The 18,698-nt window shown below is 66.1% G+C and carries 19 protein-coding genes; 14 read left to right on the forward strand and 5 right to left on the reverse strand.

Annotation, left to right across the window (positions count from 1 at the left end; translation table 11 throughout):
- Positions 1–5 precede the first annotated feature (5 nt).
- Positions 6–1,373 carry a DNA repair protein RadA gene (radA, locus tag K426_RS16425; RefSeq protein ID WP_066559313.1) on the reverse strand — a complete coding sequence of 456 codons (1,368 nt, stop codon included), beginning with the start codon at positions 1,371–1,373 and terminating at the stop codon, positions 6–8.
- Between the two features lie 89 nt (positions 1,374–1,462).
- Between radA and K426_RS16430 the strand changes: the two genes are divergently transcribed.
- From K426_RS16430 to K426_RS16440, 3 genes are all read left to right on the forward strand, one after another.
- The gene (locus tag K426_RS16430; protein WP_176392455.1) at positions 1,463–2,161 is read left to right on the forward strand and encodes an endonuclease/exonuclease/phosphatase family protein; all 699 of its coding nucleotides are present in this window, start codon (positions 1,463–1,465) and stop codon (positions 2,159–2,161) included.
- Positions 2,162–2,242: 81 nt separating this feature from the next.
- A complete protein-coding gene (locus K426_RS16435; protein WP_066559316.1) occupies positions 2,243–4,576 on the forward strand; it encodes a patatin-like protein in 2,334 nt (777 codons plus the stop codon).
- Positions 4,573–5,196: a hypothetical protein gene (locus tag K426_RS16440; protein WP_066559318.1), complete on the forward strand. Its 624-nt coding sequence runs from the start codon at positions 4,573–4,575 to the stop codon at positions 5,194–5,196. The genes K426_RS16435 and K426_RS16440 overlap by 4 nt, the downstream gene beginning before the upstream one ends.
- Before the next feature lie 3 nt (positions 5,197–5,199).
- On the opposite strand, the gene K426_RS16445 is transcribed toward K426_RS16440, so the two are convergent.
- Entirely contained in the window at positions 5,200–5,487 is a 288-nt protein-coding gene (locus K426_RS16445; protein ID WP_066561903.1) for a 4a-hydroxytetrahydrobiopterin dehydratase, read from the reverse strand.
- A gap of 84 nt (positions 5,488–5,571) precedes the next feature.
- Between K426_RS16445 and K426_RS16450 the strand changes: the two genes are divergently transcribed.
- The 4 genes from K426_RS16450 (at position 5,572) to K426_RS16465 (ending at position 8,351) form a co-directional block, all read left to right on the forward strand.
- Complete coding sequence (locus tag K426_RS16450; protein WP_066559320.1) at positions 5,572–5,997, forward strand: metallopeptidase family protein; 426 nt, start codon at positions 5,572–5,574, stop codon at positions 5,995–5,997.
- The gene (gene ccmA, locus K426_RS16455; RefSeq protein ID WP_066559325.1) at positions 5,994–6,596 is read left to right on the forward strand and encodes a heme ABC exporter ATP-binding protein CcmA; all 603 of its coding nucleotides are present in this window, start codon (positions 5,994–5,996) and stop codon (positions 6,594–6,596) included. Before K426_RS16450 ends, ccmA begins: the two co-directional genes overlap by 4 nt.
- Positions 6,593–7,240 (forward strand): heme exporter protein CcmB, encoded by a 648-nt coding sequence (locus K426_RS16460; protein ID WP_066559326.1) that lies wholly within the window; start codon positions 6,593–6,595, stop codon positions 7,238–7,240. Before ccmA ends, K426_RS16460 begins: the two co-directional genes overlap by 4 nt.
- A gap of 214 nt (positions 7,241–7,454) precedes the next feature.
- On the forward strand, positions 7,455–8,351 hold the full coding sequence (locus K426_RS16465) for a DMT family transporter (RefSeq protein WP_066559327.1): 897 nt from the start codon (positions 7,455–7,457) through the stop codon (positions 8,349–8,351).
- 3 nt (positions 8,352–8,354) lie between these two features.
- Here the strand turns inward: K426_RS16465 and K426_RS16470 are convergent, their stop codons facing one another.
- Complete coding sequence (locus tag K426_RS16470; RefSeq protein ID WP_066559329.1) at positions 8,355–8,639, reverse strand: chorismate mutase; 285 nt, start codon at positions 8,637–8,639, stop codon at positions 8,355–8,357.
- Positions 8,640–8,742: 103 nt separating this feature from the next.
- Between K426_RS16470 and K426_RS16475 the strand changes: the two genes are divergently transcribed.
- From K426_RS16475 to K426_RS16490, 4 genes are all read left to right on the forward strand, one after another.
- The gene (locus K426_RS16475) at positions 8,743–9,771 is read left to right on the forward strand and encodes a polyprenyl synthetase family protein (RefSeq protein ID WP_066561905.1); all 1,029 of its coding nucleotides are present in this window, start codon (positions 8,743–8,745) and stop codon (positions 9,769–9,771) included.
- 88 nt (positions 9,772–9,859) lie between these two features.
- The gene (locus K426_RS16480; protein ID WP_066559332.1) at positions 9,860–10,639 is read left to right on the forward strand and encodes a TSUP family transporter; all 780 of its coding nucleotides are present in this window, start codon (positions 9,860–9,862) and stop codon (positions 10,637–10,639) included.
- A gap of 20 nt (positions 10,640–10,659) precedes the next feature.
- Positions 10,660–13,161 (forward strand): ATP-dependent helicase HrpB, encoded by a 2,502-nt coding sequence (hrpB, locus tag K426_RS16485; RefSeq protein ID WP_197672722.1) that lies wholly within the window; start codon positions 10,660–10,662, stop codon positions 13,159–13,161.
- Between the two features lie 58 nt (positions 13,162–13,219).
- Positions 13,220–13,498: an ETC complex I subunit gene (locus K426_RS16490; RefSeq protein WP_066559337.1), complete on the forward strand. Its 279-nt coding sequence runs from the start codon at positions 13,220–13,222 to the stop codon at positions 13,496–13,498.
- Positions 13,499–13,515: 17 nt separating this feature from the next.
- Here K426_RS16490 and K426_RS16495 read toward each other — a convergent pair whose 3' ends face one another.
- Complete coding sequence (locus tag K426_RS16495; RefSeq protein ID WP_066559345.1) at positions 13,516–14,040, reverse strand: Pycsar system effector family protein; 525 nt, start codon at positions 14,038–14,040, stop codon at positions 13,516–13,518.
- A gap of 110 nt (positions 14,041–14,150) precedes the next feature.
- Here K426_RS16495 and K426_RS16500 point away from each other — a divergent pair, with 110 nt between their 5' ends.
- From K426_RS16500 to K426_RS16510, 3 genes are all read left to right on the forward strand, one after another.
- Positions 14,151–14,393, forward strand: coding sequence for an acyl carrier protein (locus K426_RS16500; RefSeq protein WP_066559347.1), 243 nt, complete (start codon positions 14,151–14,153; stop codon positions 14,391–14,393).
- 94 nt (positions 14,394–14,487) lie between these two features.
- Complete coding sequence (gene spt, locus K426_RS16505) at positions 14,488–15,705, forward strand: serine palmitoyltransferase (RefSeq protein ID WP_066559350.1); 1,218 nt, start codon at positions 14,488–14,490, stop codon at positions 15,703–15,705.
- Positions 15,706–15,827: 122 nt separating this feature from the next.
- Complete coding sequence (locus tag K426_RS16510; protein ID WP_066559351.1) at positions 15,828–17,819, forward strand: ATP-binding protein; 1,992 nt, start codon at positions 15,828–15,830, stop codon at positions 17,817–17,819.
- Here K426_RS16510 and K426_RS16515 read toward each other — a convergent pair.
- Positions 17,776–18,657 (reverse strand): hypothetical protein, encoded by an 882-nt coding sequence (locus tag K426_RS16515; protein ID WP_066559354.1) that lies wholly within the window; start codon positions 18,655–18,657, stop codon positions 17,776–17,778. The two genes, K426_RS16510 and K426_RS16515, sit on opposite strands and share 44 nt — an antisense overlap.
- Between the last annotated feature and the right edge of the window lie 41 nt (positions 18,658–18,698).

Raw genomic sequence — 18,698 nt, forward strand, 5'->3', positions numbered from 1 at the left:
GCTGGCTATCCGCGCCCGAGCATCTGGTCAACAAGTTGCGCGAGGGCGCGATAGCCGCTGACGGAAATGCCCTTCACCCCATCGGCCACGGCGGCAGGCACGAAGGCGCGATTGAAGCCCAGCTTGGCAGCTTCGCGCAGGCGGAGCGGCGCATGGGCGACCGGGCGGATTTCGCCGGACAGCGCGATTTCACCGAAGAGAACGACGTCGGCGGGAACCGGGCGTTCCGACAGCGCGGACATCAGCGCGGCGGCGACGGCCAGGTCGGCGGCGGGGTCCGACAGGCGATAGCCGCCCGCGACGTTGAGATAGACTTCGCAGGTCGAGAAACTGAGCCCACAACGCGCCTCCAGCACGGCAAGCACCATGGCAAGCCGCCCGCTGTCCCACCCGACCACCGCACGGCGGGGGGTAGCGCCGCTGGAAAGGCGGACGACCAGCGCCTGTATCTCCACCAGCACCGGGCGCGTGCCTTCCAGCGCCGGAAAGACGGTGGCGCCTGTTACCGTTTCATCGCGGTGCGTCAGGAACAGGGCGGAAGGATTGCTCACCTCCTCCAGCCCCTCCGCCACCATGGCGAAGACGCCAATCTCGTCCGTGCCGCCGAAGCGGTTCTTGATCGCGCGCAAGATGCGATATTGATGGCTGCGTTCGCCCTCGAAGCTCAGCACCGTGTCGACCATATGTTCCAGCACGCGCGGTCCCGCGATGCTGCCATCCTTGGTGACATGGCCAACGAGAATCAGCGCCGTGCCGCGCTGCTTGGCGAAGCGGATCAGTTCCTGGCTGGAAGCGCGCACCTGGCTCACCGTGCCGGGCGCGCCTTCGATCAGGTCGCTGTGCATGGTCTGGATCGAATCGATGATGAGCAAGGCGGGCGGCGTTTCCTCTCCCAGCGTCGTCAAAATATCGCGGACGGAGGTGGCGCTGGCGAGTTGCACCGGGGCATTGCCCAGGCCCAGCCGCTGGGCGCGCAAGCGGACCTGATCGGCCGCTTCCTCGCCGCTGATATAGGCGACGCGGTGTCCCGCCATGGCGATGCGAGCGGCGGCCTGCAACAACAGCGTCGACTTGCCGATGCCGGGGTCACCGCCGATCAGCGTGGCGGAGCCGGAGACGATGCCGCCGCCCAAAGCGCGGTCGAACTCCGCAATGCCGGTGGTGGTGCGGGGCGGCAATTCGACCTTGTCGTCCAGGCCCACCAGCCTCAGCGCGCGGCCGCCGCTGTGCAGATCATGGCGGGCGGAAAAAATTGTTTCGGCCACTTCCTCAACGATGCTGTTCCATTCGCCGCAATCGTCGCATTGCCCCTGCCAACGGTTTGAAACAGTGCCGCATTGCTGACAGACGAATTTGCGCTTTGCCTTTGCCATGGGGCACGCATATCAGAACATATGCGGAACACAAATCCCCTTTGCATCTTCCCATGGAAACCGGGCGCGGAGTGGGGCATTGTTTCGACATGAAGACCGTTCGTGTCGCGAGCTATAATATCCGCAAGGCCATTGGCACCGACCGCCGCCGGGTTCCGGAACGGGTGATCGACGTGCTGAACGAACTGGACGCCGACATCATCGCGCTGCAGGAGGCGGACCGGCGCTTCGGCGTGCGGTCGGCGGCACTGCCGCCCTGGCTGCTGGAGAGCATCAGCCCCTACAAGCCGGTGCCGCTCAACGTGCATGTCGATTCCATGGGCTGGCACGGCAATGCCATATTGGTGCGCAAGGAAGCGCAAATCGGCACGCATGACGTGCTGCACCTGCCTTGCCTGGAACCACGCGGCGCCACCATGGCGGAGGTGACGCTGGGCAAGGCGAGCCTGCGCATCTTCGGCATGCATCTCGACCTGTCGGGGCTGTGGCGGCGCAAGCAGGCGGCGGCGGTGATCCACGCGGCGGGCCTGCGCGACACCATGCCGACGGTGCTGATGGGCGACCTCAACGAATGGAGCGCGGAACGGGGGTGCCTCGCGGATTTCGCGCGGCATTACAGCTTCGCGCCCTGCGGCCGGTCCTTCCATGCGCGGCGGCCAGTGGCGCGGCTCGACCGCATCATGCATTGCGGGCAGTTGAAGCTGGCCGATTGCGGCGTGCATGAAAGCGCGGCGGCGCGGCGGGCTTCGGACCATCTGCCGATCTGGGCGGAGTTCAAGCTGGGGTGATGCGCGATTCCCGTGGGACAAACGCGCATACCCATCAACGCTCTCTCGACAAGCGGCTCTTGCTCTGCAACTCTCAACCCCATGAAAGAGCGGGAACTCAGGCTCGCACTGGTCTGCTATGGCGGGATCAGCCTGGCCGTCTACATGCACGGCATCACAAAGGAAATCTGGCATCTGGCTCGGGCCAGCCGGGCTTTTCATGACGGCGCGCCATCGGGCAACAGCAGCGAGGCGGTCTATCGCAAACTGCTGAAGGATCTTGAACAGGCCTGCGGCGTCAAATTGCGCGTGATGCCCGATATCATCGCGGGCGCGAGCGCGGGCGGGATCAACGGCATCTTCCTGGCACAGGCGATCGAGACGGGCCAGTCGCTCGACCCGCTGACCGACATGTGGCTGGACAATGCCGATGTCGAAAGGCTGCTCGACCCCGACGCCCGGCCCGCCCGGCGGATCACCAAATTCTGGGCGACCCCGCTCGTCTGGATGGCGGCGCGGCATCCGGGCGACACGGTCGAGCGCACCGTCGCCCCCGACACGCGGGAGGAGGTGCGGCACAAGCTGTCGCACTTCATCCGCTCCCGCTGGTTCGAGCCGCCCTTTGGCGGCGAAGTCTTCACCGCCATGATCCTGGACGCCTTCGATGCGATGGAGGCGACCGGGCGCGGCCCCGCGCTGCTGCCCGCCGGTCATCCGCTGGACCTGTTCGTCACCGTCACTGATTTCGAAGGGCATCCGCAGAGCCTGAACCTCCACAGCCCGCCGCAGGTGGTGGAGACGGAGCATCGCCTGTCGATCGGCTTCCGCGCCCATGGTCAGGTCGGCCGCAGCCTTGCCGATCCTGCCGAGTTGGTCTTCGCCGCGCGCGCGACCGCCAGCTTCCCCGGCGCCTTCCCGCCCTTCACCGTGCGCGAGCTGGACCGGGTGCTGAAACGCCGCCATCGCGCCTGGCCGACGCGGGACGCCTTCCTGACGCGCGCCCTGCCCCGCCACGCCGCGCGGGGCCGCGTGGAGGATGCCGTGCTGATCGACGGATCGGTGCTGGCCAACGCCCCCTTCGCGCAGGCGATCGGCGCGCTCAAGAACCGTCCGTCCCGGCGGGAGGTCGATCGGCGCTTCGTTTATATCGACCCCAAGCCCGGGCACCGCTCGATCCAGCTCAACCGGCAGGGCGAGGCGGAGGAGGCGCCTTCGGGCGAGGAGGCGCCCCTGCCTGGCTTCTTCCGCACCATATTCGGCGCCTTGAGCGACATTCCCCGCGAACAGCCGATCCGCGACAATCTGGAGGCGATCGACCGGCACAGCGCCCGCATCCGGCGCATGGTGCGCATATTGAACGCGCTGCGGCCGGGGATCGAGGCCGAGGTGGAGGGCACCATCGGCGGTATGCTGTTCCTCGACCGGCCGACGCCTGCCCGGCTTTCCGCCTGGCGCGGCAAGGCGCAGCAGCGGGCGGCCAACTCCGCCGGTTTCGCCTTTCCGGCTTACGGGCATCTCAAGCTTTCCGGCATTGTCGAGGATCTGGCCGACCTGCTGTTCCGCCTGAGCGGGGAGGAAAGCCCGCTGATGCGCGAAAGCTACCGCCAGTCGCTGTGGAGCCATGTGCGCGCGATCGGTGCGGATCGATTGACCGAGGATGTCGGTCCCGCCTCCGCCCCGGTCGGCTTCTTCCGCCAGCATGACCTGCCCTTCCGCATTCGCCGCCTGCGTTTTCTGGCACGGCGGCTGGCCGAGACGCTGGAGGTGGAGACGACCACGGATGATGCCATCCTCCAGAAGATGCACGACGCCATCTATGCCGCCCTGTCGCATTATACCGAATGCGAAGGCGTCGATTTCTATAATGGCGAAATCCGGGCAGCGGCGCGGGAGGTGCCCAATGATCCGGGCGCCGCGCTGGAGGCGGTGGCGCAACTGCGGGGCTTGCGCGAACGCGACGAGGCGGCGGACATGATGCTGGCCGATGCGCTGGCGGGGCTGCCCAAGGCGGCGCGGCGCACCATGCTGCTCGCCTATCTCGGCTTTCCCTTTTACGACATCGCCACCCTGCCGCTGCTGCAAGGCCATGGGATGGACGAATATGATCCGGTCAAGGTCGACCGGATTTCGCCGGAGGATTGCAGCGCGATCCGGCCCGGCGGGGCGGAAGCCACGCTGAAAGGCATTGAGTTCAACAATTTCGGCGCCTTCTTCAGCCGCGCCTATCGCGAGAATGATTATCTCTGGGGGCGGCTCCATGGGGTGGAGCGGCTTCTGGATATCGTGATTTCGGCATTGCCTGCGGCAAGCCGTCTTTCGCAGGAGGCGGTGCATCAGTATAGGCGGACCGCTTTCCTGGCGATCCTCGATGAAGAAGAAAAGCGGCTGGACCATGTCGCTGATCTGATCGCCAGCTTGCGAGAGGAGATTGGGTGAACGCAGGCCGGACGCTGTTTCCGATGATGGTGCTGGCGCTGGTTGCCGGTTGTTCTCCAGCCCCCGACGAGCAGGTGAGCGCGAGAGAACGGCCTGGTGAACGGGCCGCCCTGCCCGATTCGTCGTTGACGCGGGATGCGCCGTTGCCCCGCGAAGCGGCGGCTCCGGCATCAGCCCCCGCCATTCTTCCCGACATCGATCCCGCCCTTGCCGACATGCAAGCGGCGCAGGGCGGCGAACGGAAGGCGAGAAATCGGACGCCCGCCGATCCGACCAGTAAAACGCCGTCGCAGTCGCTGCCGACAACACCATCTGTGGCCAACATCCGGCCCCCGGCCTATGTCCTGGACCTGCCACCCTCTGACGGTGCGGCCGACGCCCAGCCCTTTCCCGATGAGGTGACGCGCTACATGGTGGACCGCGACAGTTGCGACCATTTTCGCGGCGAGGAAGCCTATGATACGGAGCGGCTTGCCTATTTGCAGGAGAATATAGCGGAGCTTTGCACGGGCACCGACGCCCGGCTGGCGCTGCTGCGCCAGCTTTATGCCCGTGACCCGGCGGTCATGTCCGCGCTCAGCGGCTATGACGACCGGATCGAGGGCAACGCATCGCAATAGCGCTTACAACAGAGCGTCGATCTGCGTGGCGAGGTCGATGTCGCGGCGCGACAGGCCGCCCGCATCATGGGTGGTCAATATGATGTCGACCCGGTTGTAGACATTCGACCATTCGGGATGATGGTCCGCCTTTTCCGCAAGCAGCGCCACCTGCGTCATGAAACCGAAGGCGGCGGTGAAATCCTTGAACGTGAAGAGGCGGCGGATGCCGTCAGGGTCTTGAACGGCCGTCCATTCGGGCAAGTTCCTGAGCGCCAGAGCGCGTTCCTCTCCATCCAGTTTCGCGATCATCTCTTTTTCCTGACTTTTCCCCGCCTCATCCGACGGCATTAACCCATTTTCCGGTGCGTCGAGAGTTTGCAGACGATTCGGAACATGCTTTATGTCTTCCCTATGCATGATGCCGGTCAACCACCCCGATTTGCGCCGACGCGCGAGGATATCGAAAAGCTGGCGCTGAAGGCGCTGACGCGCCTGCCCGAACCGTTCCGGTCGCATCTTTCCGACGTCGTGCTGTTCGTTGAGGAATTTGCCGATCCCGGAATACTCAAGGAGATGGAGATCGACGATCCCTTCGGCCTCACCGGCCTCTATTCCGGCCGGCCGGTGGGGGAAGCGGCGCAGACCGGCGACATGCCGCCGACCGTGCACCTGTTCCGCCGTCCGCTGCTGGACGAATGGGTGGAAACCGGCGTGCCGCTCGACATGCTGATCACCCATGTGGTGGTGCATGAAATCGGCCATCATTTCGGCCTCTCCGACCTCGACATGCATGTCCTGGAGGACATGGTCACCCTATGAGCCGGGTGGGATTGCACCTGTCGGACGTCGCCTGCGTGCGCGGCGGGCGGTTGCTGTTCCGCGGCGTCGATCTTGCCATGGAGCCGGGCGGCAGCGCGCTGCTGAAAGGGCCGAACGGCATCGGCAAGTCCAGCCTGATGCGGATCTGCGCCGGGCTGCTGCGCGCTTCGGCGGGAACGGTGGACCGCCATGGCAGGGTCGCGCTGACCGACGAACGGCTGGCGCTGGACATGGAACAGCCGCTCGGCGCGGCGCTCGGCTTTTGGGCGCGGCTGGATGCGGCGGCGCCGGGCGCGCTGGACGCGGCTTTGGCGGCGATGGCGCTGGAGGCGCTCCGCCAGGTGCCGGTGCGCATGCTGTCGACCGGCCAGCGCAAGCGCGCGGCGCTGGCGCGGGTGATCGCTGGGGGCGCGCCGATCTGGCTGCTCGATGAACCGGGCAACGGGCTGGACGATGCGGCGTTGGAACTGCTGGGCGATGCGGTGGCGGCGCATCTGGCCAAGGGCGGAATCGTCGTCGCTGCGTCGCATCAGCCGCTGCCGCTGGCGACGCCGGTGATATTGGCGATGCAGGATCATGTCGCGGAGGAGGACGCGTGAATATCCTCCTGACCCTGGCCAGCCGGGATTTGCGGCAGGCCTGGCAGTCCGCCGGGCTGTGGCTGCCCGTCGCCTTTCTGTTGCTGGTCGCCAGCCTCTATCCCTTTGCGGTGGGGCCCGATGCGGCCTTGTTGCGGCGGACTGGTGGCGGCATGCTGTGGATCGCGGCGCTGCTCGCCAGCCTCTTGCCGGTGGACCGGCTGGTGGCGCCGGACAGGGACGCGGGCGTGCTCGATCAGATCGCTCTGCGCGGCATCGGGGAGGAGATGGTCGTGCTGGCGCGGCTGATCGCGCATTGGCTGGGTTTCGGCCCGGCGCTCATGATCGCGACCCTGCCCGCCGCTGCCCTGTTGAAGCTGGATGGAGCGACCATCGGCTTGCTGGAGGCGGGACTGTTGATCGGCACGCCTGCGCTGGCGGCACTGGGGCTGCTGGTGGCGACATTGACCGCCGGGCTGCGATCGAGCGGCGCGCTGGCGGGGCTGCTGGCGCTGCCGCTGGCCGTGCCGCTGCTGATCTTCGGCGCGGGGACGCTGGGCGACGGCAGCGGCGCGGCGCTCAAATTCCTGGGCGCGGCATCGCTGCTGCTGGTCGCGATCACGCCCTTTGCCGGCGGTGCTGCGATCCGGGCGGGGCGGGAATAAGCGAGACGGTTTCGGTTGGAAGGCGGACGATCTGCTTCGCGCTGCTTTCCTTGAAGCGCATCGCGCTCCTGCGAAGGCAGGAGCCCAGTTCCTACGGTGCGATGATCCACAAGCGGCGGAACTGGGTTCCTGCCTTCGCAGGAACACGGATCAATCAATGGCTTGCATTGGCCAAAACTCGACAACCGAGTGCCATTAGGCCAAAGGCGCGGACATGATTGCCGCCCTCGCCTCCCTTCTCTTCATTCTCATTTGGTCGACCGGCTTCATCGTCGCACGGGCCATGGTGCCCCACGCTGCGCCGGAGTTGATCCTTGCCCTGCGGCTGACGCTGACGACTCTGCTGCTGGCAGGGGCCGCGCTTTGTGCACGGCAAGCCCTGCCTCGCGGGCGGCGGTTGACGCTGCACTTGGCGGCTGGGGCGATGCTGCACGGCTTCTATCTGACGCTCAGTTGGTGGGCAGTGAACAACGGCATGCCCGCCGGAGTCATGGCGTTGCTGGGGGCGCTGCAACCGCTGATGGTCGCGGTGGCGAGCGTCGCCTTTCTGGGGGATCGGTTACCGCCCCGCGCCTGGACCGGGCTGGCAATCGCGATTCTTGGGGTCGGCTGCGTGCTGCTTCCCGCGATCGGGCGGGCGGGCGCGGGATCGATCACGATATGGCCTGCGTTTGCGGGGATGGTGGCGGTGCTGGGCATGGCGGGCGGCACGCTGATCCAGCGCGGGGCGATTGCCGGCGATGGCATCGCGATTTCAGGCGCGGTGCAGAATGCGGGCGGCGCGCTGGTCGCGCTGATGGCGGCGCTGATCGTAGGCGAATATCGTTGGGATGGAAATCCCATCCTCTGGCTGGGTCTGGGCTGGTCGGTGCTGGGCCTGTCGGCGGGTGGACTGTCGCTGCTGGTGTGGCTGGTGCGGCATCAGGGGCCGACGCGCATGTCTATGCTGTTGCTGCTGGTGCCGCCGCTCGCCGCCATCGAGGCTTGGCTGCTGTTCGGGGAGCGGCTGGGGCCGGTGCAGCTCATCGGCTTCGCTTTGGCGCTCGGCGGGGTGATGCTGGGCCGATCGACACGGCCCGCGCGCGGCCAGGAAATCACCGAACCGGCCTGACGCTCAGCCCTGCTGTTCGCGCAGACGCTCATGGTGCCGGATCACCTCATCGATAATGAAGCGCAGGAATTTTTCCGTGAAGTCGGGGTCCAGATTAGCGTCGGTCGCAAGTTGGCGCAGACGCGTGATCTGGCGTTCCTCCCGGCCCGGATCGGCGGGGGGCAGGTCGTGGGTCGCCTTGTGCTCACCCACCGCCTGGGTGATCTTGAACCGCTCGGCCAGCATGAAGACCAGCGCCGCGTCGATATTGTCGATGCTCTCGCGATAGCGCTTCAAAGTCTCGTCCACTGTGGTCCTCCGATCAATTGGGAGGCTTTTTGCCGCTTCCGCACGCCCGCGCAAGCTATTCCCGCTTGCCTTTAGCATTTTGGCCCGCCACATGGCGCTTGTCATGACAGCATCCGCCACCGGCAATGTCCATCCCATCGGCCGCGCCAACAGCGCGCCTTCGCTCGCCCCCATGATGGCGCTGGTCGCTGAGGGCATGAATCAGGTCAATGCCGTCATCCTGGACCGGATGCAGTCGCGCATTCCGCTGATCCCCGAACTGGCGGGCCATCTGATCGCAGGCGGCGGCAAGCGGATGCGGCCGATGCTGACCCTCGCCTGCGCCGATCTGGTCGGCTATGCCGGGTCGCGCCATTACAAACTGGCCGCCGCCGTCGAGTTCATCCACACCGCGACCCTGCTGCATGACGATGTGGTCGACGGGTCGGGGCTGCGCCGGGGCCGCAAGACCGCCAATATCATCTGGGGCAACAGCGCCAGCGTGCTGGTGGGCGATTTCCTCTTCTCCCGCTCCTTCGAGCTGATGGTCGAGGCGGAATCGCTCAAGGTGCTGAAGATCCTCTCCAACGCCTCTGCCGTGATCGCGGAGGGCGAGGTCAACCAGCTCACCGCCCAGCGCAAGATCGACACCAGCGAAGAGCAATATCTCGACATCATCGGCGCCAAGACCGCCGCCCTGTTTGCCGCCGCGTGCCGGATTTCCGCCGTGGTGGCCGATCGCAACGAGGCCGAGGAGCAGGCGCTCGACGTCTATGGCCGCAATCTGGGCATCGCCTTCCAGCTGATCGACGACGCCATAGACTATGAGTCGGACGGCGCGACCATGGGCAAGGATGCGGGAGACGATTTCCGCGATGGCAAGGTGACGCTGCCGGTGATCCTGGCCTATGCGCGCGGTTCGGACGAGGAACGCGCCTTCTGGAAGGCCGCGATCGCGGGCAACCGGGTGAGCGACGAGGATCTCGCTTATGCGACCGGCCTGCTGCGCAAGACGGGCGCGATTGCGGACACGCTGGCGCGGGCGCGGCATTATGGCCAGCGGGCGATCGACGCGCTCGGCATGTTCGACAACGGCAAGGCCAAGGCAGCGCTGACCGAAGGGGTCGAGTTCGCGATTGCGCGAGCCTATTGAGGGAACAGGCGCTCGGTTCGTTTGATTTCGGTGTTCCTGCGAAGGCAGGAGCAGCGAATATTCTCCTCCAATCAGCGCATTTCCGCCCATGATCCCCTCTCCCGAAACCATCGCCTTTCTGATGGCCGCCGCGCTGATGGCGGGATGCATCGACGCGATGGCGGGCGGCGGCGGGCTGATCGCCCTGCCCGCCTTGCTCGCCGCCGGGATCCCGCCCGTACCGGCCGTCGCGACCAACAAGCTGCAATCCTCGCTCGGCACGTTCGGCGCCTGCATCGCCTATGCGCGGGCAGGGCATATGGACCTCAAGGCCTATCGCTGGCCGCTGATCGCCGCCTTTGTTGGCTCGGCGGGCGGGGCATGGCTGTTGCAGCGGGTCGACCCGTCCATCCTCGCCGGACTAATGCCCGCGCTGCTGATCGCGCTGGCGGCCTATTTCACCTTTTCGCCCAAGATCAGCGAAATGGACCGGCACCAGCGGGTCGGCGTGGTGGCGCTCAGCCTGCTGATCGGCGCGATCGGCTTTTACGACGGCTTTTTCGGGCCGGGCGCTGGGGCGTTCTACACCACTATCTTCATCGCTTTGGGCGGCCTTGGCCTTGTCCGCGCAACGGCGCAGACCAAGGCGGCCAATTTCGCCAGCAACCTGGCCGGGCTGCTCATCATGATCGCGGGCGGGCATGTGATCTGGATCGTCGGCCTCGCCATGGCGGTGGGCAGCATCACCGGCGGGCAGATCGGATCACGCCTGGCGATGCGCTTCGGCAGCCGGTTGATCCGGCCGCTGCTGATCATCATGTCGCTGGCGCTCACCGCCAAGATGCTGCTGGACCCCAAGAACCCGATCCACGCGCTGCTGTTCGGCTGAATCATTGCGTTGAGGCGCGAATGGCGCGAGAGGGGGCAGCGATGACCGCCCTGCCGATCCCCTTGCCGATCCATGCCGTCCTGCCCGACCTGCTCGCCACCTTGCGCAAAGGCAGCAATGCCGTGCTGGTGGCGCCGCCGGGCGCGGGCAAGACGACGGCCGTGGCCCCCGCCCTGCTGAACGAGCCATGGTGCACGGGCCAAGTCCTGCTGCTGTCCCCCCGACGGCTGGCCGCGCGCGCGGCGGCGGAGCGGATTGCCGAGTTGATGGGCGAGGATGTGGGCGGCACGGTCGGCTATGCGACGCGCCTGGATTCGAAGGCCTCCAAGGCCACAAGGCTGCTGGTGCTGACCGAAGGCATTTTCGTCCGGCGAATTCAGGATGATCCCGAGCTTTCAGGCGTCTCCGCCGTCCTGTTCGACGAAGTGCATGAGCGCAGCCTGGACAGTGATTTCGGACTGGCCTTGGCCCTTGATGCCCAGGGCGCGCTGCGGCCCGACCTGCGGATCGTGCCCATGTCCGCAACGCTGGACGGGGCGCGTTTTGCCGCGCTGTTGGACGGCGCTCCGGTCGTGGAGAGCGAAGGCCGCATCCAGCCGCTGGCGCTGCGCCATGTCGGGCGCGCCGCCGAAAAGCGGATCGAGGATGAGATGGCGGCGACCATCCGCCGGGCGCTGAGCGAGGAAGCCGAGGGCGATCTGCTCGCCTTCCTGCCCGGCGTTGCGGAGATCGAGCGGACGGCGGAGCGGCTGGAGGGCGCAGGCGTGGAAGTCCACAAGCTGCACGGATCGCTCGACCCGGCGGCGCAGCGGGCGGCGATCCGGCCTTCGCGGGAGGGGCGGCGGAAGGTCATCCTCGCCACCTCCATTGCGGAAACCAGCCTCACCATCGACGGCGTGCGGATCGTCGTCGATAGCGGGCTGGCGCGACGCCCGCGCTACGACCGGGCGGCGGGCGTCACGCGGCTAGTGACGGAGCGGGCGAGCCAGGCGGCGGCGACCCAGCGCGCCGGTCGCGCTGCGCGGCAACGGCCCGGCGTCGCCTATCGCCTGTGGGAAGCGGCGGCGACGGCGGGCATGCCGCCCTTCGACCCGCCGGAGATATTGGAGAGCGACCTTTCCAGCCTGATCCTCGACTGCGCGCTGTGGGGCGTGAGCGATCCGGCGGAGCTGCGCTGGCTGGACGCGCCGCCGGGCGCTGCGGTGGCGGAAGCGCGCAAAAGGCTGACCGTGCTGGAGGCGTTGGACGCGGACGGGCGAATCACCGCGCATGGCAAGGCGCTGGCGAAGCTGCCGCTGGAGCCGCGCATCGGCCATATGCTAGTGCGGGCTGGCGAAATGGGGCTGGCGGACATCGCGGCGGAGGTCGCCGTGCTGCTGGGCGAGCGGGGAGTTGGCGGACAGGACGTCGACCTGTCGCAGCGGCGCATGCGCTGGCGGCGAGAAAGCGGGAAACGGGCCGACGCGGCGCGGGCCATGGCAAAGCGCTGGAGCAAATTAGCTCCCCTCCCGCTTGCGGGAGGGGTCGGGGGAGGGAATGTCGGCGTAGGAGAGGGCCATGAAACCGGCCTCGCGCTTGCCCTCGCCTTCCCCGACCGCGTGTCCAAGCGCCGCTCCGCCGACGGCGCGGATTGGGCCAGCGTCGGCGGGCGCGGCTTCCGGCTCGATCCGCTCAGCCCGCTTGCCCGAGAGGAATGGCTGGCGGTCGGAGAAGTCCAGGGCAGCGCAGCAGGCGCTCGCATCCTGTCCGCCGCGCCGATCAGCGAGGCGGAGGTCATCGCCCTGTTCGGCGCTCGCATCGCGGAGCATCGCACGGTGCGCTTCCGCCCGGCCAATGGAGGGATCGAGGCGCTGCGGGAACGGCGGCTGGGCGCGGTCAGGCTATCCTCCGGCTCCGACGACCGCCCCGATCCGGAAGCGGTAGTCACCGCCCTGACCGAAGGCGTGGGGCAAGGCGGGCTGGACCTGCTCCCCTGGTCCGAAGCGGCGTGCTCGCTCAGGATGCGGGCGGATTTTGCCGGGGTGGAGGCGCTGTCCGACGCCGCGCTGATGGAGACGCTGGACGAATGGCTGCCGCCGCTGCTGCAAGGCAAGCGCCGCCTGTCCGACATCGACCGCTCGCAGCTTTCCGGCGTCCTCGAAGGCCTGATCGGCTGGGACGGCAAGCAACAGATCGACCGGCTCGCCCCGCCCGATTTCCGTTCGCCCGCAGGCAGCGCCCATGAAATCGACTATGCCGCCGAAGGGGGACCGCGTGTCGAACTGCGCGTGCAGGCGCTGTTCGGCCTGGAGGAGCATCCGGTGGTCGGCAGCCAGCGCACTCCGCTGGTCCTGTCGCTCACCTCGCCAGCAGGCCGCCCGATCCAGACCACGCGCGACTTGCCCGGCTTCTGGGCGGGAAGCTGGAGCGCTGTGGCCAAGGAAATGCGCGGGCGCTATCCTAAGCATCCCTGGCCCGATGATCCGGCAGCGGCCAGCGCCACTTTGCGCACGAAACGCGCCGATGCCAAGGGGAAGCCTTGACTTGGGTCCGTTCGCTGGTGCAACGCAGCGCCATATTCCCTCAGGAGTCTTTATCGCGATGAGCGCGCGCATCTATCAGATCCAGAAGAACGCCCTGCAATCCGGCAAGGCGCTGACCCGTAAATGGGTGCTGGAATATGCGCCCGCCGAAGCGAAGAAGCCCGATCCGCTGACCGGCTGGGCCGGGTCCGGCGATACGAAGCAGCAGATCATGCTGAGCTTCCCCTCGCAAGAAGCGGCGCGCGCCTATGCGGAGCGGGAGGGCATTGCTTATACGGTGATCCCGACAGCGCCGAAGACGTTGAAAATTCAGGCCTACGCGGACAATTTCAGGTAATTTTCTGGCGCGCGCATTCAATGCCACGCCAGCGCCAAATCGGCCACCAGCGCCGCAAAGCTCGCCACCACGCCAATCAGAAACAAGCGGTACGCATAACCCAGATAGCGATATTTCCGCCGCTGGAGCACCTGCCCATTCTGGTACATGTCACGTAGCATCGCCCGGCACAGCGCATCGTCATCCGCGACGAGCGCCATCATCCGCTCGCTGAACTCGGCCTCGCTGAGACTGGTGAAGATGCCGAAGAACAGCAGATTGTCACTCTCCTCCACTTGCCCCAACGGCCGCCCGACGCTCGGCAACACCGCGAGAATCGCGCAGGTCGCGGCCAGAAACACGCCCACCGCCAGCACCGCCACCGGCCACACCAGCGCGCCCGACCGCAATTGCGCGACGCACAGGGTGAAGATCACCATCGAAGCGCCGATCAGCATGTTCGCCTTCTGATCGGCCATCTGGCTCAGTTGCATATTGGTCTGCACCGCCGTGCGCAGCAGGTGGATCGCATTGGGCACCGGAGCATTAACCGCGTCCATCATCTTCCCCTCCCCTTTTTCGCGACACTCATGCCCGATTGCCGCCTTATTCCCTTGCCAAAGAGTGACGCTTGAGGGCAAAAGCCGCTCTTTCACGGAAAGCACCACGGATAATGACGGATCGCCAGCAGATTTTCGACAGCGTTTTGAGCCAGATCGCGCCTTTCAACAAAAAGGGCGCGGACCTGACCGAAGCCACCACTTTCGCGGGCGATCTGGAGTGGGACAGCTTGACCGTGATGGACTTCGTCGCCGCGATCGAGGACGAATTCGACATCATCATCACCATGAACATGCAGGCAGAGATCGAGACCATCGGCCAGCTCGTGGAAGCCGTGGCGAAGCTTAAGGGCTGAAGCCGGCTATACTGATCCTTGGCGCTGGCGACGGCGCCCGCATATTCGCTTAGCGTCCGGTTCTGCCCCGGACCAACGGCTATTGGGACCACATATGACGACCGAAACCCGTGACCTCTTCTCCAAATTCGACCCTTTGATCGCTGAGCGCGAGGCGCTGCTGGCTACCGGCGTGCGCGATCCCTTCGCGATCGTGATGGACGAGGTGAAGTCACCGACCCAGGCGGTCATCAAGGGCAAGGACACGATCCTGCTCGGCACCTATAATTATATGGGCATGACCTTCGATCCGGACGTGGTCGCGGCGGGCAAGAAGGCGCTGGACGAATTCGGCGCGGGCACGACCGGCAGCCGCGTGCTGAACGGCACCTATCAGGGGCACAAAGAGGTCGAGGACGCGCTCAAGGAGTTTTACGGCACGTCCGGCGCTATGGTCTTTTCGACCGGCTATCAGGCGAATCTGGGCATGATCTCCACGCTGGCGGGCAGGGGCGATTACGTCATTCTCGACGCCGACAGCCATGCCTCCATCTATGACGGCTGCTTCCTGGGCGATGCGGAAATCGTCCGCTTCCGCCACAACAGCGTCGAGGATCTGGACAAGCGTCTTGGCCGCCTGCCCGCCGACGCGCTGAAGCTGGTGGTGCTGGAGGGCGTCTATTCGATGCTGGGCGATGTCGCTCCGCTGCCGGAGATGGTCGCGGCGGTGCGCAAGCATCCCAATTGCATGATCCTGGTCGACGAAGCCCATGGCATGGGCTTTTTCGGCCCCAATGGCCGTGGCGTCTATGAAGAGCAGGGCGTGGAAAAGGACGTCGATTTCGTCGTCGGCACCTTCTCCAAGTCGGTCGGCACGGTCGGCGGCTTCTGCGTCTCCAACCATCCGAAGTTCGAGGTGCTGCGCCTCGTCTGCCGTCCCTATGTCTTCACCGCCTCGCTGCCACCCAGCGTCGTCGCCACGGCCGCGACCTCCATCCGCAAGCTGATGCATGCGGGCGAGAAGCGTGCCCATCTGTGGAAGAACAGCCAGCGGCTGCACAAGGGGCTTCAGGACCTCGGCTTCAGGCTCGGCACGGAAACCCCGCAATCCGCGATCATCGCGGTGATCCTGACCGACCAGACCCAGGCGGTGGCCATGTGGCAAGCGCTGCTGGAACTGGGCCTCTACGTCAACATGGCGCGTCCCCCGGCGACCCCGGCGGGGACCTTCCTGCTGCGCTGTTCGCTCTGCGCCGAACATAGCGACGAACAGGTGGGCCAGATCATTGCGATGTTCGAAGCGGCAGGCAAGGCCACGGGCGCCATCGGCTGATCGCGCCTTCATCTCGACCGCACGACCGGACGGGCATTTAACGCGACGTATTTTCACGCGAAATCGGAACTTTCCACCTGTGGCATTTCTCGCTTAATATTGTTCGTCTAGTGTAACTGTCGATGGCGGACGGGTTTTTCATGGATGAACAGGTGACCGGGTGGCGAGCGATCACAGCCCGCTTCCTGCCGCTGGTGCTGGTCGTTCTGCTGGTCGGGTCGCTCGGCATATTGCTGTACAGCGCCAGCCACGCCGCGCGCGACCATGAGCGCGCGCTGAAGGAACAGCGCCGCAGTTTCGAGACCATTGCCCTCGCCCGCGCTTTCGAGGCCAAAACCGCAAGGGCGGAGGTGACTCTGGCCCGCTATGTCATTAGCCTCGACCCCGATACGGGCCGGCTGTTCCAGGATCAGTGGCGCACCGCCGCAAGCCAGCTCAAGACCCTGAACTATACCACCCGCCATTCCGACTGGCAGCGCGGCAACGTACTGGCGCTGCAGGCGGCGTTCGACCAACGGGGCAAGACGTTGAGCGAGATCGGGCTGCGCACCACCTATGATCAGAAGGTAGGCGCACTCGCCCAGTTCCATCAGGCGGGCAAATCGCGGGACCTGATGCGCATCACCGCCCTGCTGGACCGGGTCATCCAGGCGGAAAATGCCCGGTTGCAGGAACGCAGCGAAGCCGTGTCGCTGGCCGGGGACCGCAATGCGTGGTTCGGCAAGACCTCGCAACTTTTCGGCCTGGTGCTGCTGGTCTGCGTGCTGTTCGCGCTGTGGTTTGCCAATGCCGCCTATAGCGAGCGGCGCAATGCGCGGCGGCAGGCTGAGAATGAAGGCGAGCGCGCCGACCGGCTGGAAGCGGCGGTCGCCGCGCGCACGGCCGAACTGTCCGACGCCTATGAGCAGCTCAAGAAGCAAACCACCGAGCGCGCCGCCGCTGAGGAAAATCTGCGCCAGATGCAGAAGATGGACGCCGTGGGCCAGCTCACCGGCGGCATCGCCCACGACTTCAACAATATGCTGGCGGTGGTGGTCGGCGGGCTGGAACTGGCCAAGCGCAAGCTGCGCCTGAAACCGCAGGAGGCGAGCCGCCACCTCGACAATGCGATGGAGGGGGCCAATCGCGCCGCCGCCCTCACCCGCCGCCTGCTGGCCTTTGCCCGATCCGAACCGCTATTGCCCAATGCGGTCGATCCCGATGCGTTGGTGGCGGGCCTCTCGGATCTGATCGACCGGTCGATCGGTGATCAGATCACCATGGCCTTCGAAAAGGAAGCGCAAGGCTGGCGGATCTTCGTCGACCAGCATCAGATGGAAAATGCGATATTGAACCTGTGCGTCAATGCGCGGGATGCGATGGATGGACGCGGCCGCTTGGTCATCAGGACCGGTCGCGCCCAACTCGCGCCCCAGGAGATCGGGGAATGCGCGGGCGGCGAATATGTGATGCTGAGCGTCAGCGACGATGGCTGCGGCATGACGCCCGAAATCCTCTCCCGCGTGTTCGAACCCTTTTTCACGACCAAGCCGGTCGGCAAGGGCACGGGCCTGGGCCTCAGCCAGATTTTCGGCTTCGTGCATCAGAGCGAGGGCGAGATCCGCATCGAATCCGAACCCGGTCAGGGCACCAGCGTCCACATCTACCTGCCCCGCCATATCGGCGCGGAGGGTGAGGATGCGGTCGACGCGCATGCCCCCGACCGGGAACCTGTCCTGCATCCGCCGACGCGCATCCTGGTGGTGGAGGACGATCCCCGCGTCCTCAACCAGACGATGGCGGCGCTGGCGGAACTTGGCCATCTGCCGGTGGCGTGCGACCATCCTTCAAAGGCGGCGAAGCTGCTGACCAGCCATCGCGACATCGGCCTCATCATGAGCGACGTGCTGATGCCCGACATGACCGGGCCGGAAATGATCCGCACCCTGCCCGCCGGCTGTGCGCATCTGCCGGTGCTGTTCGTCACCGGCTATGCGGGCGATACCATCGAAAGCGCGGATTTTGCGGGGCATGAAGTGCTGCGCAAGCCTTATACGCTAACGGGCTTGGCGCAGGCGCTGTCCCACGCGCTCAACGGATCGCACCACCCCGGAACAGCCGCGGCAGCAGAGTGAGCGCGCCGATCAGCGGCCAGCGCCGCTGCCAGGGCTTGATCTCGATTTGCGTGCCCGCGTGACGGTTGATCTTCCAGGCGAGATAATCGATGCCGCCCGCATAAGTGAAGCTGGCCTTGGCGAGACGGATGACGGAGAGCCATTTGCCCCGCCTTTGCAGCTGCCGCCAGCGGATAGCCGCCTGATCCGGCGCGAGCGATGGCGGAAGTCCCTGCGCCAGCGCAGCCTCCCCAAAGCGGCGATAGCGATCAGGATCGGCGTCGACGATGGAGAAAGAACGGCCTTTCCGCTCCGCGCGCAACTCCGCCCCATAGGTCAGCGTGAAGCCTGTCTTCCAGAGCGACAATGCATCCTGCTCCTCCGCCATCGGACGGGCGAGCGACAGCAGTGTCGGGGTGGCGCTGGCGACGGCACCGATGGCGCGCTGACGGGCGAGGTCGTCCGCTGCCCAGAGCAGCCGCGCCGGCTGGGCGAAACGCGCCCAGACCGAGACATTGTCGGCGGCCGGACTGTTCAGCCGCGCAAAATCCGCCTCCGACAGCACGGCATATTTGGCGATCAGGCCGTTATGCTCGAACGGGAACACATTGGGCGGAATCAGCCGGTTGGCGGTCGCGAGCCAGCGCTTTCCATAGGCGGTGCGATAGTCCGACACGATCAGATAGAAATCCAGCATCAACCCGTCGAGATTCTTCTCCCGCAGGCAGGAACCGTAGAAGAGCACGGCACGCGAGGCATGGGGGTATTTGGCCGCCAAAGCGCCAGCCATGGCAGCCGCTCGCGGATCGGCGGGGCCGGCGAGTTCGGCGGTGACGAGGGAGAGGAGAGTTTCGGGCATCGGTCCTGCTGGGCACTTCGCGCTCCTGCTTTCGCAGGCAC

It is taken from the genome of Sphingobium sp. TKS (assembly GCF_001563265.1).
Taxonomy (GTDB): Bacteria; Pseudomonadota; Alphaproteobacteria; order Sphingomonadales; family Sphingomonadaceae; genus Sphingobium.

What these genes read in the sequence shown, in the direction of transcription:
- K426_RS16510 (WP_066559351.1), top strand. Translation starts at nt 15,828, where the DNA reads ATGGCGGACGGGTTTTTCATGGATGAACAGGTGACCGGGTGGCGAGCG.
- K426_RS16450 (WP_066559320.1), top strand. Translation starts at nt 5,572, where the DNA reads ATGCTTTATGTCTTCCCTATGCATGATGCCGGTCAACCACCCCGATTT.
- K426_RS16435 (WP_066559316.1), top strand. Translation starts at nt 2,243, where the DNA reads ATGAAAGAGCGGGAACTCAGGCTCGCACTGGTCTGCTATGGCGGGATC.
- radA (WP_066559313.1), bottom strand. Translation starts at nt 1,373, where the DNA reads ATGGCAAAGGCAAAGCGCAAATTCGTCTGTCAGCAATGCGGCACTGTT.
- K426_RS16500 (WP_066559347.1), top strand. Translation starts at nt 14,151, where the DNA reads ATGACGGATCGCCAGCAGATTTTCGACAGCGTTTTGAGCCAGATCGCG.
- ccmA (WP_066559325.1), top strand. Translation starts at nt 5,994, where the DNA reads ATGAGCCGGGTGGGATTGCACCTGTCGGACGTCGCCTGCGTGCGCGGC.
- spt (WP_066559350.1), top strand. Translation starts at nt 14,488, where the DNA reads ATGACGACCGAAACCCGTGACCTCTTCTCCAAATTCGACCCTTTGATC.
- K426_RS16475 (WP_066561905.1), top strand. Translation starts at nt 8,743, where the DNA reads ATGACAGCATCCGCCACCGGCAATGTCCATCCCATCGGCCGCGCCAAC.
- K426_RS16445 (WP_066561903.1), bottom strand. Translation starts at nt 5,487, where the DNA reads ATGATCGCGAAACTGGATGGAGAGGAACGCGCTCTGGCGCTCAGGAAC.
- K426_RS16465 (WP_066559327.1), top strand. Translation starts at nt 7,455, where the DNA reads ATGATTGCCGCCCTCGCCTCCCTTCTCTTCATTCTCATTTGGTCGACC.
- K426_RS16490 (WP_066559337.1), top strand. Translation starts at nt 13,220, where the DNA reads ATGAGCGCGCGCATCTATCAGATCCAGAAGAACGCCCTGCAATCCGGC.
- hrpB (WP_197672722.1), top strand. Translation starts at nt 10,660, where the DNA reads ATGGCGCGAGAGGGGGCAGCGATGACCGCCCTGCCGATCCCCTTGCCG.
- K426_RS16515 (WP_066559354.1), bottom strand. Translation starts at nt 18,657, where the DNA reads ATGCCCGAAACTCTCCTCTCCCTCGTCACCGCCGAACTCGCCGGCCCC.
- K426_RS16495 (WP_066559345.1), bottom strand. Translation starts at nt 14,040, where the DNA reads ATGATGGACGCGGTTAATGCTCCGGTGCCCAATGCGATCCACCTGCTG.
- K426_RS16430 (WP_176392455.1), top strand. Translation starts at nt 1,463, where the DNA reads ATGAAGACCGTTCGTGTCGCGAGCTATAATATCCGCAAGGCCATTGGC.
- K426_RS16480 (WP_066559332.1), top strand. Translation starts at nt 9,860, where the DNA reads ATGATCCCCTCTCCCGAAACCATCGCCTTTCTGATGGCCGCCGCGCTG.